We start from the raw sequence: 16,127 nt of genomic DNA, 5'->3' as shown, positions 1-16,127 counted from the left end.
TAAGGGCTGGGGCAGATAAATCGGACCACCATCAGCAATGACCGCCAAGACCAAGCCAAAACCCCTGTTCCTCGGCATCGACACCGGCGGCACCTATACCGATGCCGTGCTGTGGTCTGAAACCGAAGGTCCGCAGCAGGGGCCGAACAAGGGCAAGGTGCTGGCCAAGGCCAAGTCACTGACCACCAGGCACGATCTGGCCGTCGGCATTTCCGGCGCCGTCGACGCGGTGCTCGAAAAGGCCGGCACCAATCCGGCTGACATCAAGCTGGTCTCGATGTCGACGACGCTCGCCACCAATGCGCTGGTCGAGGGGCAGGGCGGCCGCGTCGCGCTGGTCATGATCGGCTTCTCCGAGGCCGATCTTGCCCGTGACGGGCTGAAGACGGCGCTCGGCACCGATCCGGTGGTGTTTTGCCCGGGCGGCCACGATGTCCACGGCAATGCCGCCAAGCTCGACCTGTCCGGGCTTGAGGCCGCCTTGCCGGAGCTCGGCGCCTCGGTGTCCGGTTTTGCCGTCTGCGCCTATTTCGCCACCCGCAATCCGGCGCACGAGATTGCCGCCCGCGAACTGATCCGCGAGAAAACCGGCCTGCCGGTCACGGCAAGCCACGAACTGTCGGCCAAGCTCGGTGGCCCGCGCCGGGCGCTGACGACCCTGCTCAACGCCAGGCTGATCTCGATGATCGACCGCTTGGTGGCGGCGACCGAAGGCTTTCTCACGGAGCGCAACATCGCCGCCCCGCTGATGGTGGTGCGCGGCGACGGCGCGCTGGTCTCGGCGGCGTTCGCCCGCCAGCGGCCGATCGAGACCATTCTCTCCGGCCCCGCCGCCAGCCTGGTCGGTGCCCGCCACATGACCGGGCTCGACAATGCCATGGTGTCCGACATTGGCGGCACCACCACCGACGTCGCCGTGCTCGACAACGGCCGGCCGCGGCTCGATCCGGAAGGCGCCACCGTCGGCGGCTTCCGCACCATGGTCGAGGCCGTCGCCATGCGCACTTTCGGTCTGGGCGGCGATTCCGAAGTGGCGCTGGAGGATGGCGCGCTCAACCCGAAAATCCTGCTTGGGCCGCGCCGCCTGGTGCCTTTGGCGCTGGCCGGCATGGCGCATGGCGAGGCGGTGACGTCAGAACTCGAGCGTCAGCTGCGCGCGCCCAACACCGGCCGCATGGACGGCCGCTTCGCGGTTCGCACCGGCGTGCCGGACAGGCTCGCCGCCGGGCTGACCGCCCCGGAAGCGCGGCTCTACGAGGCGATAGGCGCGACCCCGCTCGCCCTCGACCGGCTGCTGACGTCGAATGCCCAGAACGCCACCCTGAACCGGCTGGTCTCGCGCGGGCTGGTGCATATTTGCGGCTTCACCCCTTCGGACGCGGCGCATGTGCTTGGCAAGCAGGCCAACTGGGATGCCGCCACCGCCCGCCTTGGCGCCGACCTGTTCGCCCGCAAGCGCGACGGCCGTGGCCAGCCTATAGCGGCGTCACCGGAGGTGATCTCGGAGCGGGTGCTGGTGACGCTGACACGCTGGTCGGCCGAATACATCCTTGAAACCGCTTTCGCCGAGGACGGGCTCGATGGCGCCGCGACCGTGGCGCACGCGCTGGTGCAGCGCGCCGTCGACGCCCATCCCGGTATCGCCCGGCTGAGCGTCGCGCTCGACCGCCCCGTCATCGGCCTCGGCGCCTCGGCGCCGCTGCACTATGCCGGCCTGGCGCCGCTGGTCGGCAATGACTGCGTGGTGCCGGAAGACACCGATGTCGCCAACGCGCTCGGCGCCGTCGTCGGCCAGGTCAGGGTCTCGGCCGAAGCGCGGGTCAGCCAGCCAAAGGAAGGGCTGTTCAGGCTTGCCTCGGGTGAGACGGTGCGCGATTTCCTCGACGAGGCGGCGGCGATCGCGGCGGCCGAGGCCGATGTGCGGGCGATTGTCGCCGAGCGCGCCCGGGACGCCGGTACCGACAACGCCGAGATCGACGTGGCGACCGAGTTCCGTGTTTCGACGGTCGAAGCCCAGCGCATGTTCATCGAGGCGCATGTGGTGGCGGTGGCCTCGGGAAGGCCAAGGATCGCGGTGTAGCGGCTGATCTCCCCCCTTGAGGGGGAGATGTCGCCGAAGGCGACAGAGGGGGTCGGTTCGACGGGACGCGACCTTCTGCTTTGAACAGAAGAGGCTAGCGCCTTATGTCGGGCGACCCCCTCTGGCCTGCCGGCCATCTCCCCCTCGAGGGGGGAGATCGGCGCTTCGCCAACCTTACCTAAATACGGCACCTTCACCCTAAGCTGAATTGACCCGGCAAACTCAACATGCCAAACGCCCCGCAAAGCCTTTCATCTGGAGTAGCCTGATGACCGATCGCGTCGAGATCGCCGGATTGCGGATTGCCCGCGAGCTGCATGATTTTGTGGCTGGCGAGGCCTTGCCCGGCACCGGCATCGCCGCCGATGCGTTCTGGAACGGCCTTTCGGCCATCGTCCACGATCTCGCTCCGAAGAACCGGTCGCTTCTGGCAAAACGCGACGCCATGCAGGAAAAGCTCGACGGCTGGTACCGCGACAATGGCGCGCCCGTCGACATGGACGTCTACAGGACCTTCTTGAAGGACATAGGCTATCTCCTCCCCGAGGGGCCGGCCTTCAGCGTGTCGACGGAGAATGTCGACCCGGAAATCGCTGATGTCGCCGGGCCGCAGCTGGTCGTGCCGGTGATGAATGCGCGCTATGCGCTCAATGCCGCCAATGCGCGCTGGGGCTCGCTCTACGACGCGCTCTACGGCACCGATGCCATTCCCGAGACGGGCGGCGCGGAAAAAGGCAAGGGCTTCAATCCGGCACGTGGCGCCAGGGTCATTGCCTGGGCCAAGGATTTTCTCGACCAGTCGGTGCCGCTCACCTCGGGCAAATGGGCAGGCGTCAACGGGCTGTCGGTGGCCAATGGCGCGCTGAAGCTCGGCGCCGGCGCCGGCGGCACCACACTGGCCGATCCCAAGCAATTCGTCGGCTATCGCGGCGATGCCGCCAATCCCGATGCCGTGCTGCTGGTGAAAAACGGGCTGCACATCGAGATCGTGATCGACCGCGCCAACCAGATCGGCCGCACCGATCCGGCGGGCATCGCCGACGTCATCCTGGAATCGGCGCTGACCACCATCCAGGACTGCGAGGATTCGGTCGCGGCGGTGGATGCCGAGGACAAGGTCGTCGTCTACCGCAACTGGCTTGGCCTGATGAAGGGCGATCTCGCCGAGGAGATCACCAAGGGCGGCAAGAGTTTTGTCCGCAAGCTCAATCCCGACCGCGCCTACACCGCGCCCGCCGGCGGCCAGCTCACCGTGCCCGGCCGCTCGCTGATGCTGGTCAGGAATGTCGGCCACCTGATGACCAATCCGGCGATCCTGGACCGCGACGGCAACGAGGTGCCGGAAGGCATCATGGACGCGGCGCTGACGGCGCTGATCGCGCTGCACGATGTCGGACCGAACGGCCGCCGCGCCAACTCCCGCGCCGGCTCGATGTACGTCGTCAAGCCCAAGATGCACGGGCCGGAAGAGGTCGCCTTCGCCGTCGAGATCTTCGACCGCGTCGAAGCGCTGCTCGGCATGGCGAAAAACACCATCAAGATGGGCATCATGGACGAGGAGCGGCGCACCACCGTCAACCTCAAGGAAGCGATCCGCGCCGCGAAGGAGCGCGTCGTGTTCATCAACACCGGCTTCCTCGACCGCACCGGCGACGAGATCCACACCTCGATGGAAGCCGGGCCGATGATCCGCAAGGGCGACATGAAGCAGGCCGCCTGGATTTCCGCCTATGAGGCCTGGAATGTCGACACCGGGCTCGAATGCGGGCTGGCCGGCCATGCCCAGATCGGCAAGGGCATGTGGGCGATGCCGGACCTGATGGCGGCCATGCTGGAACAGAAGATCGCCCATCCCAGGGCCGGCGCCAACACCGCCTGGGTTCCGTCGCCGACGGCGGCGACGCTGCATGCGACCCACTACCACAAGGTCGACGTGCATGCCGTACAGGCGGCGCTGAAGAGCCGCCCGAAGGCGAAGCTCGACGACATCCTTTCCGTGCCGGTGGCGGTGCGGCCGAACTGGACCCCCGACGAGATCCAGCGCGAACTCGACAACAACGCGCAAGGCATTCTGGGCTATGTCGTGCGCTGGATCGACCAGGGCGTCGGCTGCTCGAAAGTGCCCGACATCAACGATGTCGGCCTGATGGAAGACCGCGCCACGCTGCGCATCTCCTCGCAGCACATCGCCAACTGGCTGCGCCACAAGGTGTGTTCGGAAATCCAGGTGCGCGATTCCCTGCAGCGCATGGCGGCCATCGTCGACCGCCAGAACGTCGGCGATCCGCTCTACCGGCCGATGGCGCCGGATTTCGACACCTCGATCGCCTTCCAGGCCGCCTGCGACCTGGTGTTCAAGGGAACGACCCAGCCGAATGGCTACACCGAGCCGGTGCTGCACGCGCGGCGGCTGGAGCTGAAGGCGAAAGAGCGGGCCTGAACAAAAGGTCCAGAAGAGATTACGCACTGGCCGAGCACGGGCGGAAGCGCCAGCGTTCCTCATCCCCTTTATAAGGATCGGATCGCGAGCGACATGAAGACGTCGGTATGCCTGACATGCTCGGGTGTTTCGCGAAAGGGCGGGCAAGACCTGAAGCCGAACGACTCGTACACGGCGACCGCACTCGTCATGTAGAACGTCGTGTGGATCAGCACTGTCCGGCTCCTGCCCTTCCTGATCTCCGCCAGCGCGGCCCCCATCAGGGCACGGCCAATCCCCTTTCCGCGAAACGATTCATCGACAAAGAACCTATGAACCTCCGCCGTCTCGTCGTCGAACCGGTCGAAGGCGAGGCAACCCGCCGGCTGGTTCTCCGATCGCGCGATGAACGCCATGGCATCCGGCGCGCCGAACTTCGCCGCCAATCCGCCGCCGCTCGTTTCGGGATGGAAAATCGTCATCACGTCTTCTGCCGAGACACCGTAAGGCTGCACCGCTTCGGCATCCCATAGCGCAAGCTTGCGGCAAAGCCCGGCCATTGTCTCGAAGTCCTCGGTACCGCGCGCCGGCAAAATCGAAATCATCCCAACCCCCGGTGAGTGCATCATCGTGAGACTACGCGACCCGTCAGGCGCTGGCCTCACGAGTGCAGCGTATTGGCAATCACTAATTTAGTCAGAAGAGTGGCCATATTTGATACAGCTTTCCGGGAATTTTAGCGTATATTTACCATGATAGTGGTGACGACAACTCGGCTTGGGGGCGATCCATGCGACTTGTTTTAGGTTTCCTGCTTGCAGGGATGACCATCACTGGGGCCAAAGCGGCAGACATTGTTCAACCGGTGGCTGCCATGGATATCCCATATTCATGGACGGGCTTCTATGTCGGTGCAAACGCCGGCGGCGCCTTCGGCAAAGTCGACGGAGATTACACCGGCATTCTCGGCTCGGCTGACATCGGGAATTTCACCGGTGGCGGTTTGGTCGGCGTCAACTATCAGTACGGTCAGTGGGTTCTCGGTGTTGAAGGCGACATCAACTACCTGGGATTCAAGAAAGAATTTTCGCCGGGCGTCGATGGTGGCGGCCTCGGCGCTGAAGCGAGAGTGGATGCCTTCGGAACGATCCGAGGCCGCGTCGGCTACGCCTTTGATCGCTGGCTTCCTTATGTCACAGCCGGCGTTGCGATGGGCAATGTGAAAATTGATGAGCATGTCTTCGCGGCGGCCGAGACCAAGTTCCAGACCGGATATGCGGTCGGCGGCGGTGCTGAATATGCCTTCAACAACAATTGGACCGTCCGTGCGGAATATCTTTACGTCGACCTTGGCAAGAAGGATTTCGGGTTTGACCCGTTCGCGTCCTATGAGGTGAAGACGAGTTTCAGCGTCGTTCGCGCTGCCGTTGCCTATAAATTCTGACTCCCGGCCACGCGAAGCCGGCGCTTGATGTCCGCACGACCGGACGGTCTGGGCTGCGATCGATTTCGATCCGCGGCCCCGCGCGAGCCCTCAGTTCAATCCCAGCGTCCCCCGCAGCTTGGACAAATCCTCGGCCAGCGCCGTCACCGGGCCGGCCAGCGCCTTGCGATCGGCGTCCGACAGCTTGTCGTAGGTCTCGAAACCATCTGATGTCTTGTACTTGGCAAGGATGGCGTCGACGGTGGCGAAATTGTCGTCGACGGTCTTGATCAAGGTGGGGTTTTCCTTCTCGACCAGCGGATGTACCAGGGCAACGATCTTCTGGGCGCCGTCGATATTGGCCTGGAAATCCCACAGATCGGTGTGGCTGTAACGGTCTTCCTCGCCTGAAATCTTGCTGGACGCCACCTCCTCGAGCAGCCCGGCCGCCCCGTCGATGGCCTTTTCCGGCGGCACGGTGAGGCCGGCGACGCGCTTCTGCAGGTCCAGCACATCGGCGTCGAGTTTTTCGGCCAGCGGACCGAGGCCATCCGTGGTGTTCTGGCTGAACAGGCCGTATTCGATGCGGTGGAAGCCGTAGAAGTCCGCCGACTTTTCCTTCTGCTCATGGTCGTCGGCGCGCGAATCGATGGCGCCATCGAGGTCGGAGAACAATTCGGCAATGGGCTCGATGGTCTCGTAGTTGACGCGGGCCGGCGCATAAAGCGCCTTGGCCTGGGCGAGGTCGCCTGCCTTGACCGCGTCGGTAAACGCCTTGGTGCTGGTCACCAGCGTCTCGATCTTGCCCTGGACGTAGAGCTTGTAGTCGGCGATCGGCTGGACGAGATCGAGCGGCGAGACGGCGGCGTGCGCCGGCGCGAGGCCGGTCAGCAGCGCGATTGCGGAGGCGGCAAGCAGGGTTCTCATCGGATATATCCTCTCATGGTGCGAAGCGGGTTCGGGGTTCAGGCATGCGTCGAAGCGGCCATTTCGAGCAGTGACCGGCCGAGATAATCCTGATCGTCCTGCACGCCCGGCAGGACGAAGAAATAGCCGCCACCAAAGGGTTTGATGTATTCCTCGAGTGCCTCGCCGTTGAGGCGGGTCTGCACGGCGACAAAACCCTGTTCGAGGTCTGCCTGGTAGCAGATGAACAGCAGGCCCATATCCATCTGGTTGGATTTGCTGACGCCGTTCGAATAGTTGAAAGGCCGGCGCAGGATCAGGTGCTTCTGCGCTTCGGCGTCGCGCGGATTGGCAAGCCGGATATGCGCGTCGAGCGGTGTGGTCTTGCCCTGGGGGTCGCTGGCGAAGTGAGGAACATCGGCCTCGCTCGTGCCGCCTTCCAGCGGCGCGCCGCTGGCCTTCTGGCGGCCGATGATCGTCTGCTGCTCCCGCAGCGGTGTGCGGTCCCAGCGCTCGACGAAATTTCTGATGAGGCGCACCACCTGGTAGGAACCGCCTGACGTCCAGGCCGGCTCGGCGCTGCCGGACTGCACCCAGACGATCCGCTTCATCAGCTCGTCGTCGGTGGAATCCGGATTGGCCGAACCATCGCGGAAACCGAGGAAATTGCGCGCGCTTTGCTTGGGCTTTCCAGGGTTCGCCGGCCGCACCGGCACCGAACCTTCCTGCTTCCAGCGCAGGAGCAGTGTATCAGGCGTATTCTTCACGATATCGCGCAGCGCATGGATGTTGGTGTCCGGCGTGTTCGACGAGAACTGCAGCAACAGGTCGCCGTGGCAGAACTCTTCCTGCAGGGCGTCGTTGGAGAAGGAGGTCATCTGGACGAGATGCCTCGGCTTCAGCGCCTGCAGGCCGAAACGATCGTCGAAGATCGACGCGCCGAGCGAGGTTGTGATCGTCAGATTGTCCGGCGTCACCACGGGACCGAGGATGCCGGAATCGGCGGCGGGAAACTTCGGGTCGAGCACGGGCGGCGTTCCGCCCGCCATCAGGAAGGCCGTGCGCTCGGTCAGCGTGCGCAGCAGCCGCTGCAGTCCGGCGCGGTTCTGGGCAAGCACGTCGAACGAGGCAACGAGGCCGGCCGCGGGCCGCGGCGTCACGATGCCCGGCTGGTGCTCGCCATGGAAGGGCTGCCGCTGGTCGATCGTGTCGCTCTCCGGCGCATTGGTCACGCTGCCGGCGCTGGCCGCCACGGCGGCCTGCGGGGCGAGCGCCCCGGCGACCGCGCCGATCAGCACGGACCGGCGCGAGGGCGAGAAGGCCGCGTTCGGTTTGTCTGGTTTTCCCCCGGCTGTCATTGGCTCAGGTCCATGGTTTCGCGCAATCGTGCGAGGTCGCCGGCGAGCACGGTTGCCGCCTTGCCGAGTTCGGCCTTGGCGGGATCGGACAGCGCGTCGGAGGCTCCGGCGCGGCGCACCGCGATCATGTCCCCCAGCACGGTGAAATCCTTGTCGAGCGACGTCACGATCTCGGGCGCGCTCTTGGCCGCGATCGGACGCAGAAGGTCGAATACCTTGCGCACACCCGTCACCGCCGCCTCGAAGGAGGTGAGGTCGCCATGGGCGTAGGGGCTGTCGCCGAAGTCGGGACCTGGAGCGGCAAGCCGCTCGAGGATCGCAACCGAGCCGCTGACCATGCTTTCGGGCATGATGCGCAGATCGTGGATGCGCGTCTTCAGCAGCGCCGCGTCGCCCGCCAGCTTGTCGGCGACCGGAGCGAGGCCGTCCGTGCCGCCCTGGCTGAACAGCCCGTATTCGAGGCGATGCAGGCCGCCGAAATCCGGATCGACCTCACGCTGGCCGAAAGTATCGGCGCGCGCGTCGATGGCCGCGTCGAGGTCCGAAAACAGCGGCGACACCGGCGCGAGATGCGCATAGGCGATCTCTGCCGGCGGATAGAGCGTCCTTGCCGCCGCCAGGTCGCCCGATTTGACCGCGTCTGCAAAGGTGCCGGCCGCCTGGACGAAGGCATCGGTCTCGGTCGCCAGGAACACCTTGTATTCGGCGAGCGCGCCGATATAGGCGGCAAGATCAGGTTTCCGTGCGGCGCCGGCATTGGCGGCCGGTAGAACGTGCAGCCTGCCGCGCGGGTTTGAGAGCAGGCCGCAGGTGATGGCGTAGTCACCGGGCTCGAGCCGCGTCGCCAAGGTCTGGGTGAAGCCCGGCGCGATGTTCTCGCGCTCTTCCAGCACCATCACGCCGTCGAGGATTTCCCACTCAACGGCGCGGTCGGAGCGGTTTTCGATCTGGAACACATGACGACCAGCGGTGACGCTCAGCTCGTTGGGCTCGCAGGATTTTCCGGTGATCGCCACCGAGGTCGCCGATGCCGCGAGATGGCGTCCTTTCTGCGCGACCCGTGTCGCATAGGTGAAGGCGGCGGCAGCCGCGACCAGCAGCATGAGGGAAAGCGCCAGGCCGATGCGGACCGCCGTGCGCGGCAATACAGGGGATTGCGGCGTCGCGGTCATGTCGCCGGCCGCCCTTGCTTGGAGGCCGTTGCCGATTGCAGGCCCGGCCGGTCGGCCAGGAAGACCCACAGCGACGGCAAGAGGAAGCCGAGATAGATGGCGATCTCGCTGACCGTTGGCGCGTCGATATAGCCGAAAATGCCTGAAAGCACCGAGCCCAGCGGGCTGTCCATAGGCAGCACGCCGCTGGCGTCGAAGACGATCGTCTGCCCATGGTTCCACAGGCCGGCCTCATGCAGCGCGTTGACCGAATTGGCGAGCAGGCCGGCGGCGACGATCAGGATGAAGGCGCCGGTCCAGCGGAAGAAGCGCCTGAGGTTGAGCCGCACGCTGCCGGCATAGATGCCGTAGCCGACAGCCGCCGCCACCAGCACGCCGGCAAGTGCCGCCAGCGGCGCAAGACTGTTTTCCTGCTGGAAGGCGGCGAGCAGGAAGAACACCGACTCGACACCTTCACGCGCCACGGCCAGGAAGACCATGGCGATCAGGCCGAAGCCTTTGCGCGATGGCGTCTCGAAGGCCGCGTCGATGGAATTGTGCAGCTCCGCCTTGATCGAACGGGCCGCCTTGCGCATCCAGAACACCATCGAGGTCAGCACGCAGACGGCGACCAGCCCGATGACGGCCTCGAACAGTTCCTGCGCCTTCTGCGGAAACTCTACGCTGGCGAATTGCAGGATGGCGCCGACCCCGAGCGAGAAGGCGAGCGCGAGAAAAATACCGATCCACACCACCGGCATCCAGGCGCCACGGCCGGTGCGCTTGAGGTAGCTGGCGATGATGCCGACGATGAGCGCCGCCTCGACGCCCTCGCGGAACATGATCAGGAACGGTACCAGCATTGTCTGTCCAGCCACGCCGACGAGGAGGCCCTTGGGAGGCTGCATCCGCCGAAGTTGACGCTTTCCATGAGGGAACCGAAAACTTGTGCGGAGCGGTCAGCTTTTATTCTCGACCGCCGCGGCGGCACAAGGGAGGCGCGATCACATCAATGAGATGTCGGCGTGATCGCGGCGACCGAAAGGGAGGGATCTTGATTGCGCCCGCAGGGGCGTGGTCAGGCCGACTGGTTTATCAACCTCGCCTGCGCGTAGCCTTCCAACGTGTCGTCATGCCCGGCACCGCCAATGATATCGCCGAGCGGCGTCGAGAGGGCCCGATTGTCACGCTGATTGAAAAACAGGAAGTCGCTGGCGACATCGCGTCTGATGTTGCCGGTCGTGGTCTTCGACGTAGTATGGGCATGCAGTGCCATGGGGCGAAGACGGCTCACCCCTTCAATTGCGGTCTCATATCGATCGAAACGGCTTATCACTACGATCGGCCCGAAGGGCTCGGCATCCATCGAGCCCGCTTCCGGTGTTCCTTGCGTCAAGGCGGTAGGCCAGAAGAAATATCCGAAATTGCCCATCCGATGCCCTCCGGCCACCACGACGGCCGACCGTGCCTGAGCATTGGAGATCGCGGCCTCCATGGTCCTGATGCGATGTTCGCCCGTCAGGGGCCCCATCTCGATACCGTCCTGAAATCCGTTTCCGACCGGGATACGTTTCATAGCCTCGATGAAATCGTCGAGGAAACGTCCGTGGACGGAGTCCTGCACCAGGATATGCGTGGGGGCGAAACGCGATTGCCCCGCATTCCGGAACTTCGCCTTGCAAAGCAAATTCACCGCGAGACCGATATCGGCATCGTCGAAGACGATCGCTGGCGCCTGTCCGCTAAGCTCCAATACCAGTCGCTTCCCGTGGGTGCCTGCCAAATCCGCCAATCGCGCACCGAGCCAGGCAGGGCCGCTAAATGAGCCCCCCTCGATGGCGGGATGTGCGACCAGGTATGGTGCGACTTCCGCTTGCGGGCCGTAAACCAGGTTCAGCACGCCGGCAGGCAGACCGGCGTCAGCGAAAGCAGTGACCAGGGCGGCGCAACTGGCCGGGGCCGCGTCCGGCCCCGCCAGGACCACCGAGCGGCCGCAGGCTAGGGCGGCCGACACCTTGCGCGCGGCCTGCCCGAGGGGAAAGCTCCAAGCCACGAACGCCGCCAAGGGTCCGATCGGTTCGGCCTGCGCGAAGGTCTCCGTTCTCGGGCGCGTCGCCGTCGCCGCGCCGTTGCGGCTCTCATTTGCGAACCAGTCGATCAGGGCGGCGGCCGCGGCGGCCTCGGCGCGTGCCTCGGCGAGCGGCTTTCCCTGCTCCATTGTCATCGACCGTGCGATGGGCTCGATGCGTCGGCGCAACAGCTCGGCTGTCCGTGTCAGCGTCTGGTACCGTTCGAGAGCGCTCGTCCGTTGCCATATGGACAACCCGTGCTCCGCGCTGGCGACAGCATCATCGAGGTCTCCCACGCCGGCCGTGGCGAAGGTGCCGATGCGAGCCTCGGTGGCCGGATCTACGACAGGAAGGCTCGGCGAGTGCCCTGACCGCCAGCGACCGTTGATGTAGAGCAGCGTGTTGGCATTGGTATGGATCGTCATATCTTCCCCCCGGCGCCCACTGTCGAAGAGGCGAGCACCGGCTGGCCGTCTTCGTCATGGCTTTGGTGCCCCAGACGAGGCATCCACAGCGGCCTCACCGCCATGGACGAACGATGCTACCCATTCTTTTCGCTAGTTTTTCTGCACTATTGAATCTTGTTTCCGGATTGTTTCGTGAGATCGGGCCGGCGGAACGGGTGCGACCTCGCCAAGGCTCTCGACCGCGCATGCGGCCGTTGGCCGCCTGGCGGGAACGGGATGCTCTCGCTTGGGGAAGCGTCGCATTCCGACAACCATGCTGGTAGTCACCGGCTTCAAGAGGAACGGTACTACGCCGACTACGCTGCCTGCGCCACCCGCTCCGAGCTCATGCGATAGGAGATCGCCTCGGCCAGATGGATGCGGCCGACGGTCTCGCTGGCGTCGAGATCGGCCAGCGTGCGCGCCACTTTCAGCACCCGGTGGTAGGCGCGCGCCGAAAAGGCGAGTTTCTCGCTGGCGTCCTTGAGCAGCGACAGGCCGGCGGCGTCGGGCACGGCGATGTCTTCGATGACAGCCGGCGCGCAATGCGCGTTGGTGGTGGCGCGGGTCACGCCGAGCCGCTCGAAACGCTCGCGCTGGATGGTGCGCGCACGGGCGACGCGCAGCGCCACGGAAGCGCTCTTCTCCGCCCGGTCGGGCCTTATCAGGTCGCTGGCCGAAACGGCCGGCACTTCGATCCTGAGATCGATGCGATCGAGCAGCGGACCGGAAATGCGTGCCTGGTAGTCGGTACGGCAGCGCTCGCCGCGCAGGCAGCGATAGCCCGGCTCGCCGGCCATGCCGCAACGGCATGGGTTCATCGCCGCCACCAGCTGGATGCGCGCCGGATAGGTGACGCGGTGGTTGGCGCGCGCGATCATGCAGTCGCCGGTCTCCAGCGGCTGGCGCAGCGCGTCGAGCGTCTGCGGCGTGAATTCCGGGAATTCGTCGAGGAACAGCACGCCGTGATGCGCCAGCGACACCTCGCCCGGCCGTGCGCGCAACCCGCCGCCGACCATCGCCGCCATCGAGGCCGAATGGTGCGGGGCGCGGAACGGCCGCCGGTCGGTCAGCTTGCCTTCGCCGAGCTCGCCCGCCACCGAGGCGATCATCGAGACTTCCAGCAATTCCTTCGGCGCCAGCGGCGGCAGGATCGACGGCAGCCGCTGCGCCAGCATCGATTTGCCCGAGCCCGGCGGCCCGACCATCAAGAGATTGTGGCCACCGGCGGCCGCCACTTCCAGCGCCCGCTTGGCCGTCTCCTGGCCCTTGATGTCGGCGAGGTCGGGCAGGTCGCGGGCCGAGGCGTGGATACCGGCCTCGGGGCGCGACAGCACCTGCGTGCCACGGAAATGGTTGGCAATGGCGATCAGGCTGCGCGGCGCCAAAATGTCGAAGTCCTTGCCGGCCCAGGCTGCTTCCGGCCCGCAGGCGAACGGACAGATCAGCCCCTTGCCTTCGGCATTGGCGCCGATCGCCGCCGGCAAGGCACCGGCGACGGCGGCAATCGTGCCGTCGAGCGAGAGCTCGCCAAGCACGACATAGCCGGCCAGCATGTCGCCCGGAATGGCGCCAAGAGCTGCCATCAGGCCAAGCGCGATCGGCAGATCATAGTGGCTGCCTTCCTTGGGCAGGTCGGCCGGCGCCAGATTGACCGTCACCTTCTTCGACGGCATCGACAGGCCCGACGCATGAAGTGCCGCCTGCACGCGCTCGCGGCTTTCGGCCACCGCCTTGTCGGGCAGGCCGACGATCTGCATTGTGAAGCGGATTAATTTGGCTCTGGTCCTAGAGTCTGCATGGAACTTCGAAGATGGGATGTCGGTATGGGATGGGGTCGGTTCCGACGCTGAGTTTCCGTGCCACTCCGCATTGGTGTCGACCCACGCTGGAATCATGGGTCAGGTCTGCTATTCTGGGAAGCATCAGGAGGAGATCGCATGGACGAAGCCGGATATAAGCGCGAGAGAGCTTATGTTCTCTACAAGTATGGCAAGAAGGTCGAAACATGCCATACCGCTGACGTGAAGGCTGCTTTGGGCCTGACCCGACAGATGGCACCTAACCGTATCAGTACCGCCTCCAAGGTTAAGCCCTGTCCACCTGAGTTGTGGCCCATGATGGAGGAAGCCGTGCGGCGCGTGCATCGGAAAAGCTGAATGGCTAATCGCAGGCTCGCTGCCGATGAGCTTCTTAAGGCAAATGAAGTCCTGGCCGTTATCCGCGCCAAGCTTATGGAACTTGCGGGCGACGACCGAGACCTGTTATTCGCCTATCGTCGGAAGGTGTTTAAGGAACTGATCTACGACGAACGCGGCAAACCGATGCAGCGTCGGGCCTTAAAGCAGAAGAAATGGGCGCAGCAGGACGGGCGATGCGCTCACTGCAACGAGGCAATGCCGGTCGCCTACTCCGAATTGGACCGCTTTAACGCCGCAGATGGCTATACGGTCGAGAACACGGAACTGGTTCACGACCGATGCCACCGCGAACGGCAGGCAGCCAAGCGCTACACGTGATCATATGGTTGCTGCCCCTGCCCGGAGAGCGCCTTTTCGAGCAAGTCCTCAAGCGAGTCGATGACAAACCCGCTGAGGTTCTGCACCAGCTTTGTAGATTACGTCAAAAGCAGCCTGCACCGTGTGCAGTCTTTTCTGCCTTCAGACGATAAAGGAACGTCCAAGGTGAAACCCAAAGCTGCAATCGCGCTGTGGAAGGCACACGTCGGCTTCGGGTTAGCGGGTGGAGGATCCATACTGATATTGTGCCATATTAATTGGACGTGGATTTACGGGCCACTGAACCCGAACGACCGGACTCGACTTCAAGCCGGACATCGGTGACTGAGGCAGACATTCCATCGGATCAACAAGTGCCGATTGAGGTATCAATTCTTACCTGCTGACCGACCAGTCGGAGTTGACATTTTACCAGCTTCACTCGGGCGGATGGGAGTGGCGTTTGGGTCGCGTGGATCATCTGGAAACGGTATGTCGAGATTCAGCTGCATCCCTTTCAATATTGAAAGTAGATACATTGCATCCCCAAGCACCATGTCCAACTGATGCCACTGGCCCGATCTATCCTTGTACTGGATGCCCACCGCATCGTGCCCGTAGTTAATGCTTGCCCCCATCATTTCTCCAACAGCGGGCACGATGTTGATGTGTGAGCTGGCATTTTCTGACTCCGGCATGGACATCTCTGGCTGCTCTGGTGGGCTAAAATGTACGGTGCCTTGTCTCGGCGGCGTTCTCTTATTGTCCGGCGAACTTAGCTCGGGATGAACAAACCAACTGGCGTCCTGGTAGCTTATGGCGAAGGTTGCGATAGGGCGCAGCTGAATAGCGGCCGCAAGTTCGGAAGGCAGCATCAATTTGGTATTGAGCTGTGGGAATTCTTTGTGTTGCGAAACGCGCCTGAAGTTGTTCGCCAGAGGAAAATCAATGGCCAGAAAGCAATACAGATCATGTTTGTGGGCCGTATGGATGTGCCACGCATCAAGGTTGCTTTTCTTCGGTAGCAGCCGCGCCAGAGTTACGAAAGGCTCGGCTTTGGATTTCTCGAGACGTGCTTGCTGGGCCGCCCTTGCGTCAACTGCATCAAAATGATGCCCATCAACTGAGGACATATGGATACCCTCGAACACGTTGAGATCCTGAGTGCCATATCCGAGGAAACGACCGATTGGTTGTCTCTGGCTTTCGGCCTGCAGCTCCGCCGATGTCACGAGTTCTATGTGACCCCGCTTGGCCAGCTCAGCAATGCCGACGAGATATGTCACCTCACGATAGATGCGATCCGAGCTACCCGGCGCATGGACGGGAATTCGTGTTGAGTACCCTGTGTTGACCGGAATCTGCCCGCCCCACAATGATATTCCGGTATTCATCCACGCCGTCTCATGGGTGATGCCATGCCCAAGCGCCGAATTGTCAATAAGAACCTTTATCGGGCCATTCTTTCGCAGATACATTTCCGCCTGAAAAATCGACAGACGAACATAGGCGCGGCCAAGCACCTTTTTGTAGCGGAAGCTAACCGTGTTTCGCAGCAGGGTGATACGGCGCCTGACTTGCTCAAACGATGCTGAAATGTGTCCCATGCCAGCACTATAGCCGACTTCGTATGATCCGCTATCCAGGGTAGATCTGAGGGCCGGGAAGCGGGCTGACCGCTTGGGAGTTGGCATTGCAATTATCTGCCATCGATGGATTTGAAAGTCGCGCCACCTCCGACGTCGAAGCAAAGCCGCTGTCGGTTCGCAGTCCAGCC

At 63.8% G+C, this 16,127-nt stretch carries 12 protein-coding genes and 1 pseudogene; 5 read left to right on the top strand and 8 right to left on the bottom strand.

What is annotated here, in order from left to right; translation table 11 throughout:
• Positions 1-37 precede the first annotated feature (37 nt).
• Both AC07UC_RS04250 and AC07UC_RS04245 read left to right on the top strand, forming a co-directional pair.
• A complete protein-coding gene (locus AC07UC_RS04250; RefSeq protein ID WP_140770944.1) occupies positions 38-2,080 on the top strand; it encodes a hydantoinase/oxoprolinase family protein in 2,043 nt (680 codons plus the stop codon).
• A gap of 268 nt (positions 2,081-2,348) precedes the next feature.
• Positions 2,349-4,520, top strand: coding sequence for a malate synthase G (locus AC07UC_RS04245; RefSeq protein ID WP_494904241.1), 2,172 nt, complete (start codon positions 2,349-2,351; stop codon positions 4,518-4,520).
• Positions 4,521-4,588: 68 nt separating this feature from the next.
• Here the strand turns inward: AC07UC_RS04245 and AC07UC_RS04240 are convergent, their stop codons facing one another.
• On the bottom strand, positions 4,589-5,104 hold the full coding sequence (locus tag AC07UC_RS04240) for a GNAT family N-acetyltransferase (RefSeq protein WP_494904240.1): 516 nt from the start codon (positions 5,102-5,104) through the stop codon (positions 4,589-4,591).
• Positions 5,105-5,289: 185 nt separating this feature from the next.
• On the opposite strand from AC07UC_RS04240, the gene AC07UC_RS04235 reads away from it, so the two are divergent.
• The gene (locus AC07UC_RS04235) at positions 5,290-5,943 is read left to right on the top strand and encodes an outer membrane protein (RefSeq protein ID WP_494904239.1); all 654 of its coding nucleotides are present in this window, start codon (positions 5,290-5,292) and stop codon (positions 5,941-5,943) included.
• Between the two features lie 90 nt (positions 5,944-6,033).
• Here AC07UC_RS04235 and efeO (AC07UC_RS04230) read toward each other — a convergent pair whose 3' ends face one another.
• From efeO (AC07UC_RS04230) to AC07UC_RS04205, 6 genes and pseudogenes are all read right to left on the bottom strand, one after another.
• The gene (efeO, locus tag AC07UC_RS04230; protein ID WP_494904237.1) at positions 6,034-6,849 is read right to left on the bottom strand and encodes an iron uptake system protein EfeO; all 816 of its coding nucleotides are present in this window, start codon (positions 6,847-6,849) and stop codon (positions 6,034-6,036) included.
• 38 nt (positions 6,850-6,887) lie between these two features.
• Positions 6,888-8,186, bottom strand: a complete 1,299-nt coding sequence (efeB, locus tag AC07UC_RS04225) for an iron uptake transporter deferrochelatase/peroxidase subunit (protein ID WP_494904235.1) — start codon at positions 8,184-8,186, stop codon at positions 6,888-6,890.
• Positions 8,183-9,358 carry an iron uptake system protein EfeO gene (gene efeO, locus AC07UC_RS04220; RefSeq protein WP_494904233.1) on the bottom strand — a complete coding sequence of 392 codons (1,176 nt, stop codon included), beginning with the start codon at positions 9,356-9,358 and terminating at the stop codon, positions 8,183-8,185. The genes efeB and efeO (AC07UC_RS04220) overlap by 4 nt, the downstream gene beginning before the upstream one ends.
• On the bottom strand, positions 9,355-10,200 hold the full coding sequence (efeU, locus tag AC07UC_RS04215) for an iron uptake transporter permease EfeU (RefSeq protein WP_494904231.1): 846 nt from the start codon (positions 10,198-10,200) through the stop codon (positions 9,355-9,357). The genes efeO (AC07UC_RS04220) and efeU overlap by 4 nt, the downstream gene beginning before the upstream one ends.
• 215 nt (positions 10,201-10,415) lie before the next feature.
• The gene (locus AC07UC_RS04210) at positions 10,416-11,831 is read right to left on the bottom strand and encodes an aldehyde dehydrogenase family protein (RefSeq protein WP_494904229.1); all 1,416 of its coding nucleotides are present in this window, start codon (positions 11,829-11,831) and stop codon (positions 10,416-10,418) included.
• Between the two features lie 338 nt (positions 11,832-12,169).
• Positions 12,170-13,612, bottom strand: a pseudogene (locus AC07UC_RS04205) (YifB family Mg chelatase-like AAA ATPase); the annotation flags it as partial.
• Between the two features lie 180 nt (positions 13,613-13,792).
• Here AC07UC_RS04205 and AC07UC_RS04200 point away from each other — a divergent pair.
• Entirely contained in the window at positions 13,793-14,011 is a 219-nt protein-coding gene (locus tag AC07UC_RS04200; RefSeq protein ID WP_494904227.1) for a hypothetical protein, read from the top strand.
• The gene (locus tag AC07UC_RS04195) at positions 14,012-14,371 is read left to right on the top strand and encodes a hypothetical protein (protein ID WP_494904225.1); all 360 of its coding nucleotides are present in this window, start codon (positions 14,012-14,014) and stop codon (positions 14,369-14,371) included.
• A 368-nt stretch (positions 14,372-14,739) separates the two neighbouring features.
• Here the strand turns inward: AC07UC_RS04195 and AC07UC_RS04190 are convergent, their stop codons facing one another.
• The gene (locus tag AC07UC_RS04190) at positions 14,740-16,044 is read right to left on the bottom strand and encodes a hypothetical protein (RefSeq protein ID WP_494904223.1); all 1,305 of its coding nucleotides are present in this window, start codon (positions 16,042-16,044) and stop codon (positions 14,740-14,742) included.
• Between the last annotated feature and the right edge of the window lie 83 nt (positions 16,045-16,127).

The organism is Mesorhizobium sp. GW821-FHT04C10, assembly GCF_059420305.1.
The sequence above is the reverse complement of the archived record's forward strand: the minus strand, read 5'-3'. Positions and strand labels throughout refer to the sequence as shown.